Genomic DNA, 25,401 nt, shown 5'->3' on the forward strand with positions numbered 1-25,401 from the left:
GTATTATAACAACAATGAATTCGAAATAATAGCTGTGATTTCAATTATATTTTAAATGTTCAGAAAATTATAGTGCAAAAACGAGCTATAGACGAATACCAGAATTTTGGTGAAACATTTCTCATATTCGAACGACTAATTGTAAAAAGGGGCGGATAATGATGAAGAAAATCACAATTGTCATTTTGTTATCGTTGCTACTTGCTGGATGTTTTCTTCCGGAAACGATTATTGACTGGGTCGATTTTGTGAAATTTGATGACACTACATATATGAGTAACTATTCGAAGGAACTAGCATCAGAACAAGCCTTGGGGGAAGTGGTATCCGTGGTGAAATTTAAATTAGACGGAAACATCACGAATTCATCCTACCGATCAAAAAATGGGGACGCTTCCTATCGTGAAAAGGGAACAAAGATTTATGAAGTGAAAGGCGCAGAAGGAGTCTATGCGGTAAAAGATCCGCAAAATAAAATTAACGGCTATCAAATTTACGAGGAAAATGGAAATCATCGTTTCGAAAATGTTGAGCAACGGGATATTTATAAAGTTGAAATACATGAAATGCTGTCATTAGGAGGGTATCGCTTCGTCAATAAGCTAGAAAGTGAAGCCGATATTCAAGCCTTTCTAGCCCTATTAAATGACAGTGAAGAAACTCTAGATTTTGAACCGAACTTTGAAAATCGGGATCCGAACTATTTTGAAGTGCTGTTTTATCACGATGGTCCGCTTGTTGATCGGTATACAATTTGTTTTGACGGGTCAACGTATTATTGGTATCCATTTGAAGTGGCTGTGCTAACAGAAGAAATGGCAAACTATATGCAATAAAAAGAAGCTACAGGATTTGTTGAAGTCCGTAGCTTCTTATAATTTATTTCGTAATCGCCTGATTGCAGGCTCACTTTATAAAGAATAGAAGTTCATGGTGAAGTATGGTTGGTTTTTGCTGTTGAAGTCTACGCCAACGAATACATGTGTAAATTCTTTACGTAAAATATTTTCACGGTGACCAAGTGAATTCATAAGCGCTTCATGTGCATAAATCGCACTGTATTGACCGTACGCTAAATTTTCTCCCCACCAGTTGTAAGAGATGCCGCCGTTCCTCATGCGGTCGCCACCACGTAAATTGTTTAAGTCCACATGACCGAAGTAATTGTTATCGGCCATGCTTGTACTATGTTTACGTGCGATGGAATTGTATTTTGGCGTGTAAGTTAAAGCGTTTAGGCCTTCAGCAACACGTGCTTGGTTAATTAATTCCACCATTAAATTTTCAAGACCATCACGTAACTCGGCAGATGGTGTTGCAAAAAATCCTGGCTTTGACATTTCAGTATCGGCATTTACCCAAGTAGCCGAACGCACTGTGTAGTTTTTTTGTGCATCATAGAAAAATGTGACATATTGATTGTCGATTAAATACGTCCCGCTTGTTTCTTGGCTATATTTGTCGACGTATTTTTGTGTATACTTCACATTATTTTTTTGGATGCTAGAAATGGGCGCACCGTATTTTGCTTTAACGGTATCACGAGAAGCACCGACTTTGATGCCAAATACTGTTTGACCAGCGCGTGTTTCATAGCCGCCAACGGTTTCATCACTTTTTGTGCCGGCTAAATAGAATTGCTTATAATCAGAAGAGGGCATGTTCCAAGTTAAATCATATTCTGAAGAAAACGTTTTAACGGCAGTAGTAGCGGAAGTAGCGTGTTTCATCGTTGTAAATGGAATGATAATTTCTTGATTCATGGCTTTCCCCTTCGTTGACTTTAAATTATCTGTTACGACAATTTTATAGTGGGCATTATAGTTTAAATTGGCAGTTGGTTTTACCTTTAATACTTTGCCAGAAGCATTTGCTGTAATGGCAACTTTTGAATTGTTACTATCTACCAGATAAACATTGTTTGAGATTGAATTCGGATCGATCAATTGGTTGAATGTAATCGACCATTCTTTGTTGTTTGCTATATTTGAATAGGATTTCCAATTAGAAGATTTTGCAGCTTGTGTAACGATTAATGTAATACTAAAAATTATAGGAATGAAGGTTGCCATCATAATGCTAAATTTTTTCATTTTCGTATTGCCCTTTCGTTGCTTTTATTTTTGCTAGCTAACGAAGAGTAGTTTATACCGATTTTGCTTATCATTTCACGGATGTTGTTTAAGCAAAATACTTGCGTTGAAGGGCAGAGACACTGATTTTGTGTGTTTTGTTCTAATCAATATCCAATTAGCTTCCAAAAATAGAATTTTGAATAAAATAGAATTTTCCTATTTAAAGATAATAAACTCGTACGAAAAGGAAAAATGTTACATAAACGAGTAAATTAATCCATCGAAATTCGTGTGCTGATTATCGTGCTCTAAAATTCATATTTTCGACACTTTTGTCTAGGTGAAAATACTCATTTTTATAAAGTGTTATAAATGTAATTTACCCATTAGGTTTAAACATTTGGATGAAAAAGGTATTAATATGTCGTTTTTTCTTTCAAAAAGTAAAACAAATCGTTTTTTCTATACAGTTTTTACTCGGTTTGACCGATATAAAAAGAGTAGAATTTTAAGAAGAGCCATGCCGATTCCACAACTTCAAAAGGGGGTATTTTCAAAATGGACTCGAAAAAAACACGTACGCTGTCAAAAGCTACTGTGGCAACAGTTGTCGCAGCTAGTGGTATCCTTGTGGCCATGCCGCAACCATCAAGCGCAGCGACCTTTAAAGATTTAAATCCATATGCCGACTATTACGAACCTGTCATTGATTTAGTAAACCGCAATATTGCGACAGGTTTTGCAGACGGCACATTTAAACCAAATCAAGCGATCACTCGTGCAGATGCAGCAAAAATGTTAGCACTTGCGATTGATGTCAACATAGCAAACCCTAAAAACCCAGGCTTCAAAGATGTCAATGTGAACAATGGTAATTACCGTTACATAGCGGCCTTAGCAGAAGCAGGAATTATCAATGGCTTTACAGATAATACATTCAAGCCAAATGAGCCAATTACACGTGGCCAAATGGCGAAAATCATTACATTAGGCTTTCAATTCGGAATGTCTTCGAAGTTAAATAACAGCTTTAGAGACGTATCACCAACGAATTTTGCGGCTTACTATATTCAAACGTTAGTGGATTTAAATGTAACAAAAGGTACGACAACCGTTACGTTTGATCCGTTTAAAAATGTGACACGTGCGCAAATGGCGACGTTTGTTTGGCGTGCAGAAAAAGCAGACCGAGGTACACCACTTTATACAGTAGGTGATGTGTCAGGTAATACGATTTATATTAACGGCGTGGCCCATACGGTTGCATCGCATTTACGAAGCGTGATTAACGCATCGAATAAAAATATTTTAAATGGCGCATATATTGAAGGAACATTCGCTAACAATACGCTCACAAATATTACGAAATTGACGTTAAACGCAAGCGGTACTTCTTCACGCTTATTAGCACTTGATGGCAATTACACATCATTTGCTGGAGAGCTTGTGATTAATGGTAGCTACATTCGTTTAAAAAACCTTAATTTCACAGGACGTGTGGAGGTTGCAGAAGCACCACGCCGTTCATTAGCAGCGCTTCAAAATGTTCGTTTTGCGAGCGTTGAAAACTTTGCAAGCTTTATCGATTGGGATACACCAACAGAGTCAAAGAATGATGATTTTTTAAATCCAATAGATAATGAAACATTAAAGGATAAGACGAATCCGTCGACTTCTCCTACATCGAAATACAAAGAACGTATGGCCAACGTTAAGAAATACGTGGATTTTGAAGGCTCAGATCTTCGAAATTTGGTAGTAACAGCAGACCGTGCATTTGTGAAGGCGGATTCAGAGATTGATCGCCTAACCGTACGCGGAGATGTAACGAATTTCGAATTTTATGCCGATGCAAAAGCGATGTATTTGGATAATGACTACAATATGACGGTTTTCGGTGTACATGATATTCAGTATGTGTACAAAAACTCCTTAAAAAACGTCAAATTCAATACAGACAGCACGTATGATTATTATTATGTAACGACAAAAAGCGGCTATTCAGATCTTGGCGAGTTTGCGTATATTAATGATGCCATTATTCCAAAAGGCACAACGGTAAATACGATTTTTGATGATTTTGAAACAGACGAACCGAACATCGGCTATATTGAAGATGAAAACGGTACACCTGTATCCCGTGATCCAGTAGGAGATACCGTAATTTCTGACGAATCGGCTCCTAAAATTACTCAATTAGATGTAAAAGCGGGCGGAACAATTGCAGACGGTACGATAACGGTAGACGAAGACGGTATGTACTACTACGTCATTAAAAAAGCGAAAGAAAAAGCACCGACAATTAGTGAGATTAAAACAGGTGGCGTCCCGCTAAGTGGCAACGGTCCGGTCTTAATGGACGAGAAAGTCCCATTCCAAGCGACAGGGTTAGAAACGAAGACGGATTATGTCCTTTATGCGATTGCCATTGATGGCTCGGATAATGTTTCGGAGAAGAAAAGTGTAGCGTTTTCGACGATTGATAATAAGCCACCGACGTTGACTCTAGATAAAGGCGATAAGATGTATGGTGGTAAACGCGTCCAATTTAAAGTGACACCAAGTGAAGAAGGGACAATTTACTACTACATTCGTCCAGATACATCAGCAGCGAAGCCAACGATTGACGATATTATTAGCAATCCTACCGGCACGAAAGAAGCAAAAGATTCTGGAGTTATTCCGATTACAGAATATAAGCATGGTAAAAAACCTTTATTAGAGGATATTCAGCCAAGCACTAAGTATCAAATTTTTGCGGTAATGGTTGATAAATCCAATAATAAAATGCGTTATGTGGAAGAAATTTCTATTACTACGGAGAAGGTGGATACGACCCATCCGTATATTCTTGATCCACAAGAATTAGTGTTAGCAGATAAGGATAAGGGCTACTTTTATATCAATGTAAGTGAAGAACTAGACAAAGAAACAGCTGAAAACTCTGATAACTATTTATTGTCAGGTACGGGGATTGTCAATATTTCAGGTCACAAGGAAATGAAACCTATTGATGTACAATATTCTAATAAGAGAATTCGATTAACAATCCCTTCATTAACTTCTTTAGTAAATGGAGATACAATTGTTGCAACGATACTAAAAGGTGTAAAAGACTTAGCAGAAAATGAATTTGAAAATAAAGATACAGTGGCAGTAGAATTCCAACCGCGTAACTACGCACAATATAATCACACGGATGCTCTTTCGCCAACATTAACTATTAAAAATGTTGTTACAGGAGTAGATAAATATGAAATAGAAGTAGAAACAAATAAAGCTGGTACATACTACTACATGATTTTACCAGATACGTATGACAGTATTATTACAGAAAGAAATATTTTAAATCGTGATTTTGTTGATGAATTTTCAACAGACCCTAAAGTCATTACAGGTAAATTTCAAACAGAAACAAAGAATGACTATCTTTCAAACGGACAAAATCCAGCACCGTTAGGGACATTTAAATTTAATGTTTCTAAGCCAATAACTAATCCATTTTTAAAGTATAAAATCTATATGGTATTGAAGGATCGTTCGGGCCAATTGTCAAAAATAATGGATGAACTTTTAATTAACGACTCGAAGCCACCACTAGTGTCGGGAGTTTCTGTTGAAAGTATTCCTGAAAATGACACTAAAGTGAAGGTGACAGTAAGTGTCGATGAAAAAGCGAACTTCTTTGTGCTTCCTGTAAAAAAATATAATAAAAAGGCAGATGGAAGTTACGAGCTGAATAGCGAATACTTTGATGCTTCAGGGAATTTAAAGGATATTACGGATGTACTAGGAACTACCGCAACAGCTCCAGATTTATTTAATAAGTACAAGGCTATAGGAGCAACTGATGTAGGTGCCTCAACAGGTAAAGGAACATTCAGCTTTAATTCGCCAATGTTAACAGCACATGAAGAATATGGAATGTACATTGGAGCGGTTGATTCAATTGGAAACTTTACGATTTTACAACGTAGTTCAGATTCTGAGCTTTCAGCTGATGAACCTAAAGGACCGCAGATGAAGGCGAAGTTCTATACTGATGGAACGAAGCCGTATATTAAAACTACTAGTGAAAATCCATATGGACTGAGTACTACTGACGCAATAATTTATAGAACGCCAGATTCTAAATTTGAAATTACATTTAATGAAGCAATATTACGTCAAAATGATACAAATTTAACAAATTACAATAAATCTGATATTTCATTAACAAATTCATTAAACTTGTCATCGATAATGGTAATTAGAAATGATGCGGGTACTGATGTTACAAGTCAATATAATTTTGATAGTTATTCTGTAGGTACTGAGACTAATAATGAATCGACATTAGTAATTAAACCGACGGCACCAACAAATCCCGATAAATCAATTACTGTAACACTTATAGATGACCTAACTAATGCTTATGATTACTATGGTAAACATACATTCGATATTTCTAAAATTGGTAAGTATGTATACCCAACAAATACTACAAACATTATGTCAGATGCTAAGCTGGGAACTAAAACTGCAGATCCAAATAACTCTAAGGAAATTATTATTACACCACAATTAAGTGCAACTGATGTTAAAGAAGTGTACTATGTTGTTGTCAATAATGGGGTTACGTATTCTCCTACAGCAATTGATATCCTTAATATGGTTAGAAAAGGAATCCAGCCAGCCACTGTTACAATTAACCTTTATGGTAAAAAATTAATTGAAAAAGCTGCAGATACAAGTTCTGAAATGACATTATTGGCAAATGGAACTTCTAACGTATTCAGAACTGGTCAAAAAATTTACATGATCACATTAGATAGATATGGTAATATCAACTGGGTAATGAATGAAAATAATACAACACAAAAATATAGTACTGTAACAAATTAAGTGACCTGCACTGGTGCATAAATAATTCGGATAATTCACTACAATTCAAAAGCTGCTCGAAAGTCGGAAAAATCGATTTTCAAGCGGCTTTTTGTTTTGAATGTTGCTTGCAAAATGACCTATATAGCAAGTGCACAAATAACAAATCCCTAACAGCATCGATTCATTGCATTTCCTCCTAAGGTGGTTCTTAACTTAGTAATAACAAATAGATTATAAAAAGGGGACATTCGAAAAAAATTTTGTGAAAGGGTTGCCTCGGTCTTGGAGGAGAAAATAAAAGGCATATGGTCGCATTTCTCAAATGCGCTATTATTTATTTTTAATATCTTAAATATCTTTTCTTTTTGAATGCCGCAAATATGAACAGTCAGAATCGTTCATAAACAAATAATTGAGAACAGCTCAATTTCATGCACCGGGTGCACAAACAATTCAGACAATTAACTACAATCCGACCCCAACTCTTCAAAGCTTCGGCTACGCAAGGGTGGGGTTGCTCTATTTATCCTAGGTCCACAAACAAAAAAAACTGCTTCGAGAGTTGGGAAAACCCCGATTTTCGAGCAGCTTTTGATTTTTAATCGATCCGTATTAATCTATTATGAGTTTTAAACTTCATTTGGAAATATATGTTTATTATTTTGTGAATTTCTAATATTCCATTATTAGTTTAGAGTAAACTAAATGCAGTAGCATATTTGGTAGTTGAAAAGGGGGATATAAAAATGAAAAAAATAGGAATAAATTTTTTTGTTAATGATACCATCCATACAGATTTTTTGTTATCAGATATTTTATTAAATATGATTGATCTATCGTGGTATTGGGTTCGTGGTGGTGGAGAGAATTATCAAGTAGAGGGGGAAGATTATAACAAAATTTTAACTCCGTTATTTAATGATGAGGAAGTGGTACTTACTGGTGAAAAATTCATTGAACGTATAACTACTACGAAGCATTATGTAATAACGGCAGATTTCAAAGCCTTTCCTACAAAAGAAGATATAGTGAAAATATTGGATTATCAAGATTTTGAGAATAGTTCTTGTCAATTGGCTATTATAATTTTGGATACAGGTTATGTCTCAGTTTATCTAAAAGATGAGCCAATAATTAAGGGATTTATGGAGAAAGCAAAGAAAAATGGTTTTTCCAATATAAACATAATAGTTGCAGATAGCTCAAATCCTAATCCTTCTTTGACAACATAAGTTTCGCAACTACATAGAATTTCATGCACCAGGCATACAAAAAATTCTCAACAATGATTGAAATAAATACAAAGAGATTAACAATAATCCCGTTGACTATAGAACACTTGAAATTACTAATTAATAATCCTAGGGAATTGGAATTGAAACTAGCTTTAATCGAATCCTTTAGTGACCTTAGTTCTGAACTTAAAAATGCGATGGAAGTAAGACGCTCTAGGGCATTAGTTGATGAACTAAACTATATATGGTATACCAATTGGATAATTGTTTCGAAAGATAAAAATCATCATATAGGTGGAATAATGTTAAAAGGTCTTCCAAATAAAGATGGTGAAGTAGTGATTGGCTATTATACGCTTACTGAATATCAGGGGAATGGCTATATGACTGAAGCTGTAAGTAATTTAAAAGGCTGGTTATTAAGTCAGCCTAATGTTAGGTTCGTTATTGCCGATACAGAAAAGGATAATATTGCTTCTCATAGGGTATTAGAAAAAGCAGGAGCAAACATATATAAAGAAACAGAAGAATTATACTTTTGGAGATTTTCCTAAGTTCCTAGATCCACAAACAAAAAAAGCTGCTTCGAGAGTCGGGAAAACTCCGATTTTCGAGCAGCTTTTTGTTTTGTAATCGAATCGTATTAATCCATTATAATTTTTAAAATCGATCAATACTTTTAATTTTCATGTACCGGGTGGACAAGTAATTCGCTTCGCTGACCAATCGTAGCCCAACCCGTTAAAAAATTCTTCATATCTCCTATGAAAATCTAGGTACGTAAAATTGAATGGATTTTTATCACATACAAAGGTACTGTTATAAGTAAGTTAATTGAATCAGGAGTTGTTTAAAATGGAAAATGAATTTATTGTATCTTCCTTTCGAAAAGATGCTAATAAAAATTCCTCAAAAATTTTAAAGGCAGCCATTCAGGTCTTTAGTGAACAAGGCAATGATGGGTCTATTGACGAAATTGCAAAGCTAGCTGGGGTTGGCGTTGGAACGGTGTATAGAAGATTTATCAGTAAAGAACAGCTTGCCAAAGCGGTAGCAACAATCATTATTCATGAAGTATATGAAGAACAAGAAATTATAAAAGTAGCTGATATATCTGCAGATGAAAAAATTAGAAAGCTATTCGGTTGCTATGCAAATATTAGTATTAAATACGGGAAAATACATCAAATGATTGTCGATATTTTGGTAGCTGAAGATGGCCAAGACGAATTTAGTAGCATGTTTTTAAAGAGCTTAAGTAATATATTTACCGATATTATAAAATTAGGTCAAAAACAAGGCATTTTTAGAGAAGGCGATTTACGTATTTATCATATATTTTTAGAAAATATTGTCACGCCAAAAGTAGTGAACGATCTTTCGAAAATCATGCCATTAACGCATACGGCAGATTTATTAACAGACCTTGCTTTAAATGGGATATTAATTAGAAAATGAATCTAAATAAAAAGCAATGAACTGAGATTTTATGTTCATTGCTTTTTTATTTTGACAATTAAAGTTTATTATATTAGTATAAAGATGAAGCGGAATTCCGATTCCTCTTTTATATATAATTATACATTGGGGGTATATAGAATGAGAGATTTTGAGGGTAAAGTTGTTCTAATTACAGGGGGTGCGACAGGTATTGGTCGCGCAACAGCAATTAAATTTGCTGAGCAAGGTGCCAAAGTTGTTGTTGCAGACGTGGATGCACGCGCTGAAGAAACAGTTGAACTAATTAAACAAACTGGCGCAGAAGCAGCATTTATTAAAACAGATGTTACGAAAGCGAAAGATACAGAAGCTATGGTTAAATTTGCTGTAGATACATTCGGTGGATTAGATGTGGCATTCAATAACGCGGGCGTTTTACGTACAGGGTTCTTAACTGAAACAGCTGAAGAAGATTTCGATTTAATGATCGCTGTAGACTTAAAAGGTGTTTGGCTATCAATGAAATATGAATTATTACATATGAAAAATAATGGTGGCGTTATTGTGAATACAGCTTCTGAAGCTGGATTAGTCGGTACTCCCGCAGCTAGCGCATATGTTGCAGCGAAGCACGGTGTCATCGGCCTAACAAAAACAGCAGCGGGTGAATATGCGAACATGAATATTCGTATTAATGCAATTGCCCCAGGTGCAATTGCAACACCTATGGTAATGGACTTACCTGAAGAAGAACGCCAAGTTTTAATTGAGCCTCAGCCAATGAACCGTTTTGGTCAACCGGAAGAGGTTGCAGATTCAGTACTTTGGTTAGCTTCTCATAAATCTTCATTTGTGACAGGTACAACGCTATCAATCGATGGTGGCGCAACATCAAATGCGCAATCATTTAGTCTTGAATTAAGCCCAAAATCGATTTAATTGTATTCACCTCATTTGGGCATTGTCTTGTGGCATATTCAGGTGCACAAATAATAGAGACAATTATCTATAATTACTTCAAAAGCTGCTTTAAGAGTCTGGAGAAATCCAACTTTCAAGCAGCTTTTTTATTTTTGAATTTATTTATCATAAACAGTACCTGAGTATTGCATCTCAAATGAGCCACCAGTGCGCTCAATTATGCCACCCTTTGCGGATAAATGAGCCACCGAGTGCGAGCTTTTTGAGCCACTTACATAAATCACCTAAAACCTTCTGTATAATGAAGAGGAATTCGATAACGTATGACACTTTGAGACAGGAGATTTTTTGTGATTGATTGTCGAAAGATTTTATCACTTTATTTTGATGGCATTAGTCAAAGAACGATTAATTTCCAGCACGGGACACGCCCGAAATACTGTTTCCGAAGTCATTCAGCGAGCGAATCCCCTAGGCATTACTTAATTGAACGACACGATGCAAATGTTTGGTTAGAAGTCTCGTCAGGTTTATGCGATTACAACGTTAAGAAAAAATGTTACCAAACGACGCTTTGGGGACATTTTCATTATTCAACATCGGACCATTTAATTGAATAACGTTTTTAAAAAATTGGACAAATAAATTTAACGCAGCAGGTTAGTTTAATAGTAAGAAATAGAAATTAAAAACTTTTTGAGTCAATATCTATTCGAGGCTCGTCTAATTAATAAAAGGAGGTGCAATGAGTGATAGATCTTGAAGCAGATTATTCAGAAGTTTCATCAGATGAAATACTAAGTCAACTGATGGAGGACTATGCAACCGATTTAAAAAGAATAGCTTTCTTATATGTAAATGATATGGCTGAATGTGAGGATATTATTCAAGAAGTCTTTATATCCTGTTATCAAAAGTTATCTGACTTCCGACATGAATGTAGCTATAAGACTTGGTTAATTCGAATTACTATTAATAAATGTAAGGATTATAAGAAACGTTGGAATATAAAAAAGCTGATGTATAAACCGATTATTTCATCTGTTTTCACTGCACCCTCTGCAGAAGAGCAATTTATTAATGATCAGACTTCAAAAAGTATGATAGAACAAATAGCCAAACTACCAACCAAATATAAAGAGATAATCATCCTATATTATTATCAGCAAATGACTATGGCTGAAATAAGTGAAATCCTCAACGTAAATATTAATACGATTAAATCAAGATTACTTCGTGGAAAGAAAATCCTTCAAAACAGATTGGAAAGGAGTGATACTAGTGGACAAGTTCGATAAACATGTGAAAGAAGATGTACAGGGATACTTGAATAAACATGTACATTTTTCTCAAGAAGAAAGTCAAAAAATTCGCAGTAAAACAATAAATAAAAGTTCAACAATAAAGTTTCACGGAGTTTATTATACCGTATTGGCTTCAACAATTGTTTTAATTACCATTCTATGCATACCGTTATTTGATACTCTAAACTTTAATAGTAACTCCCAATCCGAATACTCTGTAGTGGAAGAAAAGGAAACTGAGGACAATGAACATATAAATGCTTCATTAGATAATATAGTTAATGGAAATGCTATTAAAAGAAGTCAGAAAATGTTTTCAAATGAAGTAACAAACAATTTACAACTATCAATAATTAACAATCCAGAAAAGTATAAACTTAGAAAAGCTGGTTTTAATTACTGGTCAAAAAGCGGTGAACACAAAGATCCCTATTCTTCAGAGCAAATCACTTTAGCTTTAAGTTTTCAAAGTCAACAAAATTCTTACTTCACACAAATTTTTAAAGGTGAAATTAACCTTGAAGACAACCATAAGGTAGTAGAAAAAGTTGGGGAATGGAATCTCATTCCAGACTCTAAAACGCATAGTAACATGGAAGAAAATAAATACATTATAGCTGTTTCGGAAATTATAATTGATCATGAAAAGTATACAGTAATTGTTCAAACTTATAACCTTCATGATGATATTGATGCCGTCCCTTATTCTAAAACGGATATACTAGATTTTACAGAATCTTTGAAACCAGAATTAGCAGTAAAGAATTTATTAGAGATAATTCCCAAGGAGTTTCAAACAGAAACAGTTTTAGATTTTCAAGGTGTTTCCTACTTAACTACGAAAGAATATTTACACACACCTTCTGGATTACCTATTTATAAAACTGAAGTATTTTATACCGATTTCGATGAATTACAACAACAACCCGATTTCTTCGAATTTACAAAAGATGTTGAAGGGCATTTGTATAAAGGTACTCTAAAATTATATCGAGCCGAAAAGGAGGGCGATAGCTGGAAAGCTATGTATAGCGGGGTAATCTCTAGAGTCGAATCGTCTAACGAATAACAAATACAATTTATACAAGTTGTATTCAAATAATGTTTCCAAATGAAAGCTTGGGAACATTCCAAACAGCGAAAGACACTGTTAAATCAGTGTTTGTCGCTGTTTTTTATAGAAAATAACGCTCTGCAACGTATAAAAAAATCTCATTGAAAAGTTACCAAACGTCGCTTTGGGAAGGTTTAGGGCATAAAAAAAGACAAAATAAAACATCATAGCGAATACGCTATGATGTCTCTTAATCTGCTTTTCTGTGGAATTTTGTATTGTATGGTGGATAATCTTATTTGGCATAAACAGTTTTTTTAATGTAAGTACCATTTGGTTTATAAGCATGTCCGAAATTACATGTAGGACCAGTATCTACAGCATACCTAACTTTGTGGTGAGTTGTGAAAAGTTCGAAGTTGATGCTTTCATTTGCTGCGATTGGTGTGTTACTTTTGAACTGAACAGAGTAATCCTCTTCCAACTTAAATCCGATTTTAGCTTCGAGACCGGCTTTAGAGGCACCAAAAGATCCGTCATAACTTGATTTAAATTTTTTAGTTTCCGAGTATTCAAACTTATCAGGACCATCTATAAAGAAGGTTTTATATGGGTAGTTTTCGTTATACCAGCCAGACCCTAAGTCATTCACATAACATATGTCGCCCTTCGCATACGGAGTAACTACTTGGTCTGGTTTACTAAAGTCTGTTTCTGAAGGTATATATTCATATTCAATTCTAATAGGAACTTTTTCTAAACCTTGTTCTACTGCAATTTTTTCCAATTCTGACTTATCTGTAATATTTACAGATGCACCTTCAGAGAATTGTAACTGCGTTTGCATCTCTAGGCTAGTAGGTACTTTAGAAGTCATAGTATCTTTACTTTCAATCTTTATCCCATCTAACTTACAATGGGATGAAGAGGTACTTGCAAAAGATGTTGGGACTATTGAAAAACAAAGAATAGATGCTAAAAATAATGAACCAAAAGCTTTTTTAAACATTTTATTACCTCCCTCTATAAATGTTGATATATCAATGGCTTACGCCATTTTTTGAGTGCCAAAAAAATTTTTTCAACACATATAGCCATCATCATTTTCTATTTTTACATTTTATTTACAGAAGACAAGTACGCTTCGCTAAAGGAGAATACAATTTTTGTAAAGAATATCTCCTTATCCTATGCAATATTTGATGCACATTGGATCTCTGCGAAAGCTTATGATGACGGACCCTCCCATTTCTCTAGGCGTCTAGCGCGTACATTCCTTCGTTCGGTCTATTCATAAGGCAGAGGCTGGCGATGCTCCTTTAGGGACTCATGGTCTTTAGTGAAAAATGGTGCCGGCTTCTCCGTGTCATCCTCTAGAGTAAAACGCGAAAGAATATTAAGCTGCGTCTTGGAGACAGTACAGATCTTTTATCATGGCGTCTTCATTAAACATCATTTTTTTATGGCATAAAGCATGTAATATCTTTAATAACTTCCCGCACAATACGACAATGGATTGCTTCTTACGAAGCGGATTGTGTAGGCGGGTTGTGTAATACTGATGGAGCGCTTTAAACGCTCGGTTATGGCGAATTAACGGCATCATGACACGGAATAGAACGGCTCGTAGCTTTCTTCTTCCTCGTTTAGAGATACGTTTTTGACCTTTGTGCTGTCCAGAAGAGTTTTCACGTAATGTAAGTCCCGCTAGTTTAATAAGTTGGCGTGGATGCTCATATTGCGTTAGAGAACCGATTTCTGAAAGCAGCTCTACAATAGTTGCGTCTCCTATTCCTGGAACCGATGCTAAATAGCCGTAGTCCGTCATTTGTTTCGCTAGTTCCTCTAACTGCGCAGTTACATTATCTAAATCCGTTTGAATTAACTTACGTTGACGAAGAAGTGTGGCGATTTCAAAACGCGCCATTTTCATGCCTTCTGTTAACCCAATTGATTGTTCTGCAATAGCGACTAATTGTTTTGCCTTTGGTAGCTGTGGTGATTTCATGCCATCCACCTGGCGGTAAAGAAACAGTAACTCTTCTGGCGATTTCCCTTGAATATCCGAAGGAAATGGCGTCATTTCTAAAGCTGCGTAAGCCATTTTACCAAAGTCCTTAAATACTTGGGGGAACTCAGGGAAAAAGCGATCTATCCAACGAATGATTCGGTTTTGAATCGCATTTAAATCTTCTTGCATTTTAGAACGTAATGTAGCGCCGTTCCGAAGTTCTGCTTCAATACCTTCTAGAATACGTGGGTAACTAAATCGACCATCACGCATAAGTCGGGCAATGACAAGTGCATCTTTTTGGTCATTTTTCGTTTGCAGGTTATCATCCAATTCTTTTGTACGATTCACGTGCATTGGATTGACCATCACAAATGGAATGCCGTATTGTGTTAGGAACGCCGCAAGGTTCATCCAGTAATGACCTGTTGGCTCGAAACCAACGAGGACTTCGGATTTTTGATGCATTTCACGTAACGCAATTAAACGTTCAAATAGCCATTCAAATCCATCACGCGTTTGCATAAAGGGAAATGATTTTTGGAGTACACGTCCTCGTTCATCAACTGCACAAGCAAAGTGTTTCTTCTTGGCGATGTCGATTCCGATAACTAAGGTATTTTCAGTAACTTGATTAATTTTTTCATTCATATTAAAATTCATGGAATGGAGTCCTCTCTGTAGATGAATGGGTCAATTTAGGCGTTGACACTCAAGCATCATACAAGAGGGCTTTTTTTATTTCAAGTCCCGAAAATGTTCCTAACAGGAATGCTCCTTTTTATATTCTACTCATATTATAATATACATATTAATACTTTTATTGTAAATTATATAAAAAATTACATTTATTGGAGGTTGTGTTATTGAAGAAAATTTTACTCTCTGGCTATTTCATAATAATTTTTTGCATCGGTATATTGTTCGTACCTGTGTCATTAAAGTGGGGGCCTCATCTTGAATTTTATGATAAAAGGTATGCTCCTATATGGCAATTACACACGAAAGAATTCCAAGTTGATGATTATTATCCAACTTATGAACTTGATATTATGAGAATAGTATATGAAATTGGCATAGTATCTTTATTAATCTTTATATTATATTTTATATTAAAGGAAGTCTAAGCTCTTAAAAAAGATGAATTTATAGAACTAAAGGCCATTTCGATTCTTATCCTCCCACCATTCCGGTGTGAGGGCACTGAAAAACTATCGTTTTTTAGATTGAATCCCTTTTGACATAAAAAAATAAGGCATGTTCGGTTCAATTTCAACAGAAAATGTCTTATTACTTTGTCTATTCCTTATTCTTTTAAGTTTATTAGTTTTAATATCCGTTTTAAATTGACCGCAAAGATGGTTGTGGCACTTTGTATTTCCATGCCAAATAGACCCGTGCTATTTGCCGTATGATAGCCGTGCCCATTCTTTAATTCACTATTTTTTGCCTCAATTTTATAACGTTCTTTAGAAAGTTTTTTGAATTCCTCCGTATTTTGAAATTCTTCCTGTTCTACATGCTCTGTTGATTTAATTGTTACGTTATAGGTTTTTGTTCTAGCACCTTCTTTATAACAATTTTCTTTGATAGGGCAAACCTTACATTTTTTAATATCGAAGTAATATTTCAATTGATCGTTTCTTTTGGATTCGTCAGGTCTTTTCACAATCGCTTTTCTTTTTGCTAAATGCCCTGCTGGACATACGTATAAGTCAGCGTCTTTATTGAAAGTAAATAAGTCATTTTTTTTATGTCCATTCGTAATTAATGGGTGTAGTTTTGATACGAGTTGAATTTTTTCATCTTTGACATAGGTTAAATTCTCTTTACTTGAATACGCTGTGTCTGCTAATAGGGTATCGAATGCCATGCCTGTGCTTTTACTTTTTTCAATTAACTCTTTCAAGTAGTGCCCGTCGCTTGCTTCGCCCGTCGTTACCACTGCCGCTGTAATAATTCGTTCATCACTCATCGCAATATGGGTTTTGAATCCAAAGAAAGAGGAGTCCGCTGTTTTATGACCAACACGTGCATCTGGGTCACTTGAGTAACTAAGATGAAAGTTTGTATCTTCAATCACTTCTTTTAAAACATTTAACTTTTCTTGTACAGCTGGAACTTGTGCCATTTTTGATTGTGTTTCAACGACTTGTACCACTTGATGGCAGTAAGCTAATTCATCTTCTAGCTCATTTGTTGTTGGCTTGACAGGAAATTTTTCTTTCATTTGTTCATCAATTTGATAAACAGCTTTACGCACATTTTTCGCTTTTTCTTGTAAAAATTCTTTAGGAGATTTCTGATTAAAACGTGCTTTTGTATGTGTTGCGTCGACTATAAGCATTTTACTCGTAAGAATGTCTTTTTCTAAAGCAACTTCAACGGTCTTTTGAATTAATAAATCTAAGAGATTCACATCTTGAAGTCGAAGACGACGGAATTTTGTGAGAGAACTTGGATTAATGACTTCATCTTCTGGCGCCATATCTAAGAAATATTTGAATGACATATCATATTTTGAACGTTCAACTAAATCTACATCCGATAGATCATGTATCACTTTTAAAAGTAGATATTTAAACATACGAATCGGTGGGATGGCATTTCGACCATTATCTAAACAATATTTATTTTTTAGCTCATCCAAAATAAATGAAAAATCAACAAGTTCATTGATTTGGCGAAGCATATTATCTTTTGGAATGATTAAATCATAAAGAGCCATATAAGGGCTTAAATTTAGGGTTTCTTGTTTAGGAATCATGGTCACACCGCCTGTAATTAATTAATTTTATTATACTATGAAAAAAAGCGACTGCGGGACTTTTTCAGTGCCCTCTTCCGGTGTACTATGAGGTACATAGGTTTCAATTACCCATGTACTACCATATGGCCAACGCCCAACAGTTCTTTCCATGCCCTAATTCTGAGTGAAATTGGGTGATTTAGTTGAATAAGTCATTATCGAAATTAGTATCACTAATATCTGGATGCTCTAATGATTTTTCATCTTATATCAACAACTTTAATATACAAACATAAATATATACAAATAACGTTCCCAAATCCAAGTTTGGGAACCCATCAAAAAGCGACAAACGCTGTTAAATCAACGTTTTGTGGCTTTCTTTATGCACATTGTTTATGCGCTGTTTTATGCACGTTTGTTAAAATCCAGTCATAGCAACGGTTTAGGGGCATTTGGGACACTGCTGCATTATCGGCTTTAATGAATAAAATTGTGTATAAAATACGAACTCTTATCGCTACTCGAATTACGTTAGAATCCTACTTACAATGAGAGTGCTGAGGTATACGCCATCGAAGTTAGGCTTTATATTGAGCAGCGGGCATGATAGCCTCGTTTGGCAGAGCCAGCTGCATTAAGCTGGTTCTCTGGCGCAAGTTTCATGCCCGCAGAGGCTCGATGTCAAGCCATCTGAGCGTAACCGATAGCCTTAGTGGCTTAAATATCCACATTACTTAACAAGACATAAAAAATGATCATATCTTGTAAATCAACATCTACATTGAATATATGTAAATGATATGAGAACTATTGATATTCCAATAGTCCTCACATCCAAGTTAAGATAAAAGCGCTTTTCTGACGAGACCCCCAAAAGAAAAGGAAAACAACCGTTTGAGTAATTAACGATTGTTTTCCTTTCTCTTTAAATAGAAGTGGCTCTCGGCTCCGCAACCAGTGGCTCAAACGTCCGCAGTGGTGGCTCAATCACACCGCAATACTCAAGTACCTAAACCAAGTATATAAACAATATAACAAGTGGATAGTTTCTGTTACAATAAATTAACAGTAAATTCTAACTATTTGGAGGTTTTTGGGTGAACTACAATCCAGTCGCACAATTAGAGGAAAAAAGCAAAGCAGCAATTGATGAAGTGGTCGAAACGATTTTAGGAAAAGATAAAGCAACATTGACGCTTCGTGACCGCATAACAGGCGAACTTTTGTTTACATATCGTGGCGATCATTTAATGCGTTCGGCTTCGAATATGAAAATCATTTCAGGGGCAGCCGCATTAGAAGTACTAGGTGCAGAATATCCATTTACGACGGACATTTATACAGATGGTCCTATCTCAGAAGGGGTATTAAACGGCAATGTCTACATAAAAGGAAGTGGTGACCCAACACTGGGAGAAGCGACTTTTACGCATTTTGCACAAGTTCTCTTACAAAAGGGCATTCATAAAATTACGGGGCAGCTACTCGGAGATGATACGCTTTTTACAGGCGACACGTTACCGCCAGGTGTGGATGACGAGGGTGAAACGCATTATTACGGTGCGCGTGTGTCTGCTATTTCGATGTCACCAAACAGTGATTATGACGCAAGTACGATTGTTGTGATGGCCACACCTAAAAATTTAGGAGAAAAGCCGACATTTAACGTCATTCCACATTTATGCGGGATGCAAATTTCGAATGAGGCGAAGACGGTCGCAGCAGATCAGGAAAACACGTTAGAAATCCGCCGTATTAACAATACAGACCAAATCGTCATTACAGGAAATTTACCACAAAATGACAGTGCGAAGGTGTGGGTATCGCTCCAACATCCGACGAAAAACACATTGTATTTATTAAAAGTGAAGTGTGAACAAGCAGGCATTGAATTTTTAGCTGAGGACACGATTGATATAGCAGTTGTACCTGCCAATGCACAGTTACTGTATACATATGAATCTAATACAGTAGGCGACATATTCTCAATTTTTATGAAGCTAAGCAATAATAGCATTGCCGATATTTTCACGAAGCTAATGGGTAAAAAACAGTATGATGTAGGCGATTACGAGGCAGGAACTCGTGTATTAAAAGATTATGTAACATCAAAGCATGTCCAAATGGATGACTGGCATTTCGTTGACGGTTCGGGGTTATCTCACGGGATTCGCTTAAATTCCAATGGATTAACGAAATTGTTATTCGAGCTACAAAAAGAACCGTATTTTGAACTCTTTTATGATTCCTTACCAGTTGCCGGTAATTCAGATCGTCTTATTGGCGGTACGTTAAAAGAACGCTTTATTGAACCCAAACTAAAAAATCGCATCATTGCCAAAACCGGCTATATTCATGAAGTACATACGTTGTCGGGCTATTTAACAGGGGACAGTGGCAAACCTTATATTTTTTCTCTTTTATTAGAAGGTCGTGAAGAGGGAATTCCGTATATAGATACCGGGTTGAAGAAGATTATAGAAGTGCTGTAGGAAAGTTCGCTATCCTATGCAAATAAAACCTACTCATTTCATCGAGAAAATGAGTAGGTTTTTAAATTGATAGTCGTTTCATTTAAAAATTAAACCGTCGCAACATCCAGCGCTCGACGATTTCTACCGCTTTATACATGAGCGTTGCCAATAGCACAATCATTAACAGCGCGAGAAACACGAGGTTAAAATTAAACACCTGAAATCCTGAGATAATTAAATAGCCGAGTCCTTTGGAGGATACAAGGAATTCTCCAACAATGACACCAACCCAAGAAAGCCCAACATTGACCTTCAATGTCGAAATAATCGTTGGTGTCGAAGCAGGGAGGACTGCGTGCATAAAGGTTTGTCGTTTTGTCGCATGAAATAGCTGCATGATCTTTAAATAATTTTCATTCACTTGCTGGAACGCTGAAAAAATTACGATGGTCGAGATAATCACAGAAATTAAAATCCCCATAACAAGTACGGCCAAAACATTTGGTCCAAAAATAACGAGGATCATTGGGCCAATTGCTACTTTCGGCATCGCATTAAGTACAACTAAATAGGGGTCCATTACCCTGGCAACGGTATTAGATGACCAAAGAAAAATCGCAATTAGTGTGCCTAAAAGTGTGCCAAGTAAAAAGCCAACGACGGTTTCAAGTAAGGTGACCACAACATGTGGCAGTAAGGAGCCATCGAGGATTTTCTTAACAAATAACTGTGCTACGGCACTTGGGCTACTAAAAATGAGTGGGTCAAGAAGTCGGTAACGTGTTGCCAGTTCCCAAAATAGAAAGAGCGCGAAAAGAAGCAATAATTGAAGTGCTCGAATTTTACGCGTTTCAAGCAGTTTTTGTCGTTTATATTGTTTCTGTAGGGCTTCGATGTCCATTGTTATCGAGCTCCTTCCAAATCGTCTTGAATAACGGCTGAAATAGTGGGTCATTACGCGCATCAAAGGGAATCAGCTTACGAATTTCTTCAGGCACGATAAAGGTTTTTGTAATCGTGCCAGGACGATCGCTAAACAAGTAAATTTTATCGCTCATCGCAATGGCCTCTTCAATATCATGTGTGACAAGAATCGCGGTTTTAGAAAACGCCTTTAACGTCTCTGATACGAAATTTTCCAACGCTAGTTTCGAGCGGAAATCCAGAGCGGAAAATGGCTCATCAAGTAGAAGTAAATTAGGATTCACAGCAAGTGTTCGTGCCAGTGCAATTCGTTGGCGCATCCCACCTGAAAGCTGAGGAGGATAAAGTTCCTTCGTATGACTTAGCTCAAATTGTTGAAGCAGTTCATCGATGATTTGCCTATTTTCTTGTTTTAATAGCGTAAGTCCAAGCGCTACATTTTCCTCAATCGTTTTCCAGGGGAACAAAAAATCTTGCTGCAGCATATAGCCAATTTCTGTAGTTGATGAAGAAAAAGTGAGTGTTCCGCTAGTTGGTGTGATGAGTCCAGCAACGATGGAAAGGAGCGTTGATTTACCGCAGCCACTCGGTCCGATAAACGAGATAAATTCTCCTTCATTTGCGCTAAAAGACACATCCGTAAGCGCGGTAGTCACACCCTGGTCGGTGAAAAAGTGATGCTCGATTTGGTGTGCTTCAACGATAGTCATTTACTTCACAACCGCATCGGCAAACGACCGATTCACAAGATCTTCGTATTTTACATCGGTTTCAAGTACACCAGCTTCACGCATGACATCGAGTAAATTTTGAAACTCTGCTTCATCAATAATTGGATTTTTTGCATAGGACTCTTGATCACGATAACGTAGTACAACTTTTTCGATTAATGCCACTTCAGTATCCTCAAAATAAGGGGTAATCGATTTGGCAACGTCTGCTGCATCTGATTCATACACCCATTTCTGTGCTTTATATAGGGCTTTCGTGAAGCTATCAATCATCTCTTTATCTTTTAAATTACTTTCCTTTGTCATAAATCCTGTATACGGAATTTCACCAAGTTCCTCACCGAACGATGCTACAATTTTCCCGACACCTTGTGCTTCGAAAATACTCGCAGTAGGCTCGAATAATTGCACATAATCACCTGTTCCCGACGCAAAGGCTAAAGGTTACAAAAAACACTACTTATTATAAATCTAAAGGAAATTATATATTTAATTAAAAAGTTTAATATGGCAATCATGAAGGCCTACCTACATATGCGGTGTTAGTTTTATAAAAATCACCTCTATTTATTGTTTCTAAGCTTTTAATAAATGGGAAACTAAAAATGTGAATGTATTCCTTTTTGCTTTATTTATTTTATTAAATAAGTATTTTCAATAATGAAATTGAATGATTAATAAGAGCTTAGTATTTATTTATCTGCATTTAGGGGTTGCTATCCCTTTTTTCATTTTAATATATAGTTTTCAAATATTAGAATTTTCACAATAATCCAGTCGAATATTATAAACTCAAATTATCAAACGAGGGGAGGGATATAGAGATGAGCAAATTACAACCTATTTCTTCTGAAGAATTAGCAAAGTTTGAAGAAGTTCGTAACGGTGACAAGATTACTGTTATTCGATGCTAGTTTTAAGACACAGAGGGCGAATTTTTTTCGCTCTTTGTGTTTTACTTTACGTTTGAGTTCTCATAGAAAAATTAAATTACAAATGATTTTCTTTGAAGGTTGGGGAAAATGATATTATTTTATCTGTTTTTATTCTTTATAGTATTTAATTTATATACGTATTTAAGTCTATATGTTCATGAATTTGGACATTTTATTTCTGCAAAACTCTTAGGAGCAAAGCAAACAAGAATTATACTAAATATTAAAAATGTAAATCCTAGTACCACTTTCAGTTTTGGAAGGAAAATGAGCAATTTAGAAAATTGGATTATAACGCTCTCTGGAGTCATATTTCAACTAACGCTTTCAATACTGATTGTGTTACAAGACTATAGCTTATTTATAAAAATAATTGCTGCTATTCACCTACCGTCAATTTTAATTAATATTTTGCCCTTAAAACCATTAGACGGATATTATCTATTGCCACTATTTAAAAATTTAAAAGGTCCTATTATTATTTTTTTTTATTCGCTATTTATCTCATCTATCCTTATATCAATATACTCCACATGGAAATATTTGTTTGTGTTATTTGATAGTTCATTTATTAATTCATTAATTATTATGATGTTACCCGTGCTATTACTATATAAACTGTTCAGAAAAATAAGTAGGTATAGGAGTATTGAATATGAAAACAACGGATAAAAAATATAAAGTGAGGTATGGTAATTCCGAAATTCTTTTGACCAATGAAAATTGTTCGCTATTTTGGGAAATGGAAGAAATTCCCCTTGTAGAAAATATAGATAAAGTAGAAATGAATTTCTTTACCTCCGTGAATAAAGCCTTTTTTTCCTACCCATTAAAGAAACAAGGGAATGTTCATTTATTCGGAATCCCCTTTAGTAAAGGGTCTAATAAAAGTAATTCAAAAGTCAAAAATTTTGCCTCTGCTTTAAGGAAATCGAGCCTACGACTTCCGATATATTTAGATGAATATAATGAACAAACATCAGGTATTTATGATTATTTAAGAGATAAATATTTGATGAAAAATTGTTTGTTAGTTGATCATGGTGATTTAACAATAGTTGAAAGTAGTTTAGAAGAAGCTAATCATCAAATATTTCAAGCGTTGAACTACATAGAACCTCAAAAATCAAAATTTTGTGTAGTAGGCGGAGATCATTCAATCACATATACTCTTGTAAGAAATCTAACAAAGATATTATCGAAAAGAATACTTATTATTCAATTTGATGCTCACCATGACTGTGGGTCGGATATTTTAAAAATGGATAAAGAGATTTGTCATAGTAATTTTGTTCGTTTTTTATTACAAGAGGAAATGGTTGCTGGAATCATTCAAATAGGAGTTAGAGGGCTGAGGTCATTGGGTCAGCATTATAATCATCCTAAACTTTTTCAACTGAATTTTTCTGATTTAGATAAACTTCATTCAATTGTATCTGAATTATTAAATAAAGGAGAAGAAATAATTGGGTATGTTTCATTCGATGTTGATGTATTAGAACCTAAAGATTTCCCCTTAGTAGATTTCCCTAAAATTGAAGGACCGAAGTTGAAAGAAGTTATCAACATGATACAGGAAATTTTTGCAATTGTACCCTCCATAAAAGCAGTGGATATAGTCGAAGGACAATCAGGAGGTGAGCCTGAACAATATGATTCAGTTCTTCACATTTTATTATATTTACTAGAAGGGTTAACTAGAAAAAAGGAGATGAAAAGTAACCATGATAAAAAGTGAAAATCAAATTCAACATGATTTAACGCTGAAATTAAGTAAGGAGTCGATGAATGGTTCAGATTTTGAAAATTTTATAGCATTTGTGAATTTATCAAAAGAACTGCAACCTTTATTACAATATGATAAATCAAAAATAAAGCGAGTATGGGAAAAATATCGCTTTAATAATGAAGTACAAAACTACTTAAGACAGGAGCCATATGCTTTTTCGGGATTCAAGGAAATAATAGGGATGGAAAATATTATTTCTTGCTTTGAAAAAGGGGGAGTTTTTGCTACTTTTCATTTTGGCCATTACCGTCATGTGCCTTTTGAGTTATCAAATTCTTTGAATAGCGGTAAAAACTTTTCCTTGGATATTGTAGTGGACAGAGAGTCTTACAATAGTGAATTAGAATTAACAAAATGGAATGAAATTAAGCAAGAGCGTAATGTAAGTTACATAATAGCGGAGGAAAATATAAGCGGGTTAAAGTTGCTTCGCTTACTTAAAGAAGGAGGCTCATTTCTATTATATTTAGATGGAAATACAGGAGCGGGTGAAGATTCAAAACCAATTGAAGTTCAACACATTACATCATTAATAAGTTTAAGAAGCGGTATTTTTCGATTGCTGCAGTTAACTAAAAAACCATTATGTCTTGTAATGGCAGATTTAAATTCGGATGGAGAACCTTGTTTGAAAGCTGAGAATCTAAGGTACATTACGAAAGAGAACTTTGAGCAATCTGTAAATGAAATTTACAGCATTTTTAGAAACACATTAACTAATCATCCCGAATTGTGGAGATTTTGGTATAGGCATCATCTATATGTGAATAGTTGGACGGAAATAGAAAATTCAATGACAAATAGTCCCTCGATTGATTGGCGAAGTAATAATGGATTAGGATTAGATTTAACTACAGGAAATGTATATAAATTAGATTAATTAACAACAG

General features: G+C 35.3%; 19 protein-coding genes. 12 read left to right on the forward strand and 7 right to left on the reverse strand.

Translation table 11 applies throughout. From position 1 onward, the window contains the following. Positions 1–161: 161 nt before the first annotated feature. Positions 162–836 carry a hypothetical protein gene (locus tag DCE79_RS00785; RefSeq protein ID WP_135841916.1) on the forward strand — a complete coding sequence of 225 codons (675 nt, stop codon included), beginning with the start codon at positions 162–164 and terminating at the stop codon, positions 834–836. Between the two features lie 75 nt (positions 837–911). On the opposite strand, the gene DCE79_RS00790 is transcribed toward DCE79_RS00785, so the two are convergent. Beyond that, on the reverse strand, positions 912–2,093 hold the full coding sequence (locus DCE79_RS00790) for a CAP-associated domain-containing protein (protein WP_108711265.1): 1,182 nt from the start codon (positions 2,091–2,093) through the stop codon (positions 912–914). 540 nt (positions 2,094–2,633) lie between these two features. Here DCE79_RS00790 and DCE79_RS00795 point away from each other — a divergent pair. The 7 genes from DCE79_RS00795 (at position 2,634) to DCE79_RS00825 (ending at position 12,910) form a co-directional block, all read left to right on the forward strand. After that, the gene (locus DCE79_RS00795) at positions 2,634–6,959 is read left to right on the forward strand and encodes an S-layer homology domain-containing protein (protein ID WP_108711266.1); all 4,326 of its coding nucleotides are present in this window, start codon (positions 2,634–2,636) and stop codon (positions 6,957–6,959) included. 728 nt (positions 6,960–7,687) lie between these two features. Next, the gene (locus DCE79_RS00800; protein WP_108711267.1) at positions 7,688–8,173 is read left to right on the forward strand and encodes a DUF2691 family protein; all 486 of its coding nucleotides are present in this window, start codon (positions 7,688–7,690) and stop codon (positions 8,171–8,173) included. A gap of 53 nt (positions 8,174–8,226) precedes the next feature. Further along, entirely contained in the window at positions 8,227–8,730 is a 504-nt protein-coding gene (locus DCE79_RS00805) for a GNAT family N-acetyltransferase (RefSeq protein ID WP_108711268.1), read from the forward strand. A gap of 301 nt (positions 8,731–9,031) precedes the next feature. Further along, positions 9,032–9,634: a TetR/AcrR family transcriptional regulator gene (locus DCE79_RS00810; RefSeq protein WP_108711269.1), complete on the forward strand. Its 603-nt coding sequence runs from the start codon at positions 9,032–9,034 to the stop codon at positions 9,632–9,634. Positions 9,635–9,775: 141 nt separating this feature from the next. After that, positions 9,776–10,555, forward strand: coding sequence for an SDR family NAD(P)-dependent oxidoreductase (locus DCE79_RS00815; RefSeq protein WP_108711270.1), 780 nt, complete (start codon positions 9,776–9,778; stop codon positions 10,553–10,555). 731 nt (positions 10,556–11,286) lie between these two features. After that, positions 11,287–11,835, forward strand: coding sequence for a sigma-70 family RNA polymerase sigma factor (locus tag DCE79_RS00820; RefSeq protein WP_108711271.1), 549 nt, complete (start codon positions 11,287–11,289; stop codon positions 11,833–11,835). Further along, the gene (locus DCE79_RS00825) at positions 11,819–12,910 is read left to right on the forward strand and encodes a hypothetical protein (RefSeq protein ID WP_108711272.1); all 1,092 of its coding nucleotides are present in this window, start codon (positions 11,819–11,821) and stop codon (positions 12,908–12,910) included. Before DCE79_RS00820 ends, DCE79_RS00825 begins: the two co-directional genes overlap by 17 nt. A gap of 280 nt (positions 12,911–13,190) precedes the next feature. Here DCE79_RS00825 and DCE79_RS00830 read toward each other — a convergent pair whose 3' ends face one another. Then, positions 13,191–13,904 (reverse strand): hypothetical protein, encoded by a 714-nt coding sequence (locus DCE79_RS00830; protein WP_108711273.1) that lies wholly within the window; start codon positions 13,902–13,904, stop codon positions 13,191–13,193. A gap of 387 nt (positions 13,905–14,291) precedes the next feature. Then, positions 14,292–15,569 carry an IS110 family RNA-guided transposase gene (locus DCE79_RS00835; RefSeq protein WP_108711274.1) on the reverse strand — a complete coding sequence of 426 codons (1,278 nt, stop codon included), beginning with the start codon at positions 15,567–15,569 and terminating at the stop codon, positions 14,292–14,294. Positions 15,570–15,772: 203 nt separating this feature from the next. Between DCE79_RS00835 and DCE79_RS00840 the strand changes: the two genes are divergently transcribed. After that, on the forward strand, positions 15,773–16,033 hold the full coding sequence (locus DCE79_RS00840; protein ID WP_108711275.1) for a hypothetical protein: 261 nt from the start codon (positions 15,773–15,775) through the stop codon (positions 16,031–16,033). A gap of 179 nt (positions 16,034–16,212) precedes the next feature. On the opposite strand, the gene DCE79_RS00845 is transcribed toward DCE79_RS00840, so the two are convergent. Continuing rightward, entirely contained in the window at positions 16,213–17,673 is a 1,461-nt protein-coding gene (locus tag DCE79_RS00845) for an IS1182 family transposase (protein WP_108711276.1), read from the reverse strand. Between the two features lie 1,082 nt (positions 17,674–18,755). On the opposite strand from DCE79_RS00845, the gene dacB reads away from it, so the two are divergent. Beyond that, positions 18,756–20,150, forward strand: a complete 1,395-nt coding sequence (gene dacB / locus DCE79_RS00850) for a D-alanyl-D-alanine carboxypeptidase/D-alanyl-D-alanine endopeptidase (RefSeq protein ID WP_108711277.1) — start codon at positions 18,756–18,758, stop codon at positions 20,148–20,150. Between the two features lie 82 nt (positions 20,151–20,232). On the opposite strand, the gene DCE79_RS00855 is transcribed toward dacB, so the two are convergent. From DCE79_RS00855 to DCE79_RS00865, 3 genes are read right to left on the reverse strand one after another with little or no spacing between them, the layout of a single operon-like run. Beyond that, positions 20,233–21,033, reverse strand: coding sequence for an ABC transporter permease (locus DCE79_RS00855; RefSeq protein ID WP_108711278.1), 801 nt, complete (start codon positions 21,031–21,033; stop codon positions 20,233–20,235). Continuing rightward, complete coding sequence (locus DCE79_RS00860; RefSeq protein ID WP_108711279.1) at positions 21,002–21,766, reverse strand: ABC transporter ATP-binding protein; 765 nt, start codon at positions 21,764–21,766, stop codon at positions 21,002–21,004. The genes DCE79_RS00855 and DCE79_RS00860 overlap by 32 nt, the downstream gene beginning before the upstream one ends. Next, complete coding sequence (locus tag DCE79_RS00865) at positions 21,767–22,198, reverse strand: ABC transporter substrate-binding protein (RefSeq protein WP_199912293.1); 432 nt, start codon at positions 22,196–22,198, stop codon at positions 21,767–21,769. A 1,179-nt stretch (positions 22,199–23,377) separates the two neighbouring features. Between DCE79_RS00865 and DCE79_RS00875 the strand changes: the two genes are divergently transcribed. Together DCE79_RS00875 and DCE79_RS00880 are read left to right on the forward strand one after the other, a co-directional pair. After that, positions 23,378–24,460, forward strand: coding sequence for an arginase family protein (locus DCE79_RS00875; RefSeq protein WP_108711281.1), 1,083 nt, complete (start codon positions 23,378–23,380; stop codon positions 24,458–24,460). Then, positions 24,447–25,391: a hypothetical protein gene (locus tag DCE79_RS00880; RefSeq protein ID WP_108711282.1), complete on the forward strand. Its 945-nt coding sequence runs from the start codon at positions 24,447–24,449 to the stop codon at positions 25,389–25,391. The genes DCE79_RS00875 and DCE79_RS00880 overlap by 14 nt, the downstream gene beginning before the upstream one ends. The last annotated feature ends 10 nt before the right edge of the window (positions 25,392–25,401 follow it).

The sequence above is a fragment of the Lysinibacillus sp. 2017 genome, assembly GCF_003073375.1.
Taxonomy (GTDB): Bacteria; Bacillota; Bacilli; order Bacillales_A; family Planococcaceae; genus Solibacillus.

Bases quoted from the DNA above. Each gene is read 5' to 3' on its own strand.
- DCE79_RS00875 (WP_108711281.1), top strand. From the start codon at position 23,378: ATGAAAACAACGGATAAAAAATATAAAGTGAGGTATGGTAATTCCGAA.
- DCE79_RS00845 (WP_108711276.1), bottom strand. From the start codon at position 17,673: ATGATTCCTAAACAAGAAACCCTAAATTTAAGCCCTTATATGGCTCTT.
- DCE79_RS00830 (WP_108711273.1), bottom strand. From the start codon at position 13,904: ATGTTTAAAAAAGCTTTTGGTTCATTATTTTTAGCATCTATTCTTTGT.
- DCE79_RS00880 (WP_108711282.1), top strand. From the start codon at position 24,447: ATGATAAAAAGTGAAAATCAAATTCAACATGATTTAACGCTGAAATTA.
- DCE79_RS00855 (WP_108711278.1), bottom strand. From the start codon at position 21,033: ATGGACATCGAAGCCCTACAGAAACAATATAAACGACAAAAACTGCTT.
- DCE79_RS00800 (WP_108711267.1), top strand. From the start codon at position 7,688: ATGAAAAAAATAGGAATAAATTTTTTTGTTAATGATACCATCCATACA.
- DCE79_RS00860 (WP_108711279.1), bottom strand. From the start codon at position 21,766: ATGACTATCGTTGAAGCACACCAAATCGAGCATCACTTTTTCACCGAC.
- DCE79_RS00795 (WP_108711266.1), top strand. From the start codon at position 2,634: ATGGACTCGAAAAAAACACGTACGCTGTCAAAAGCTACTGTGGCAACA.
- DCE79_RS00790 (WP_108711265.1), bottom strand. From the start codon at position 2,093: ATGAAAAAATTTAGCATTATGATGGCAACCTTCATTCCTATAATTTTT.
- DCE79_RS00805 (WP_108711268.1), top strand. From the start codon at position 8,227: ATGATTGAAATAAATACAAAGAGATTAACAATAATCCCGTTGACTATA.
- DCE79_RS00835 (WP_108711274.1), bottom strand. From the start codon at position 15,569: ATGAATTTTAATATGAATGAAAAAATTAATCAAGTTACTGAAAATACC.
- DCE79_RS00810 (WP_108711269.1), top strand. From the start codon at position 9,032: ATGGAAAATGAATTTATTGTATCTTCCTTTCGAAAAGATGCTAATAAA.
- DCE79_RS00815 (WP_108711270.1), top strand. From the start codon at position 9,776: ATGAGAGATTTTGAGGGTAAAGTTGTTCTAATTACAGGGGGTGCGACA.
- DCE79_RS00785 (WP_135841916.1), top strand. From the start codon at position 162: ATGAAGAAAATCACAATTGTCATTTTGTTATCGTTGCTACTTGCTGGA.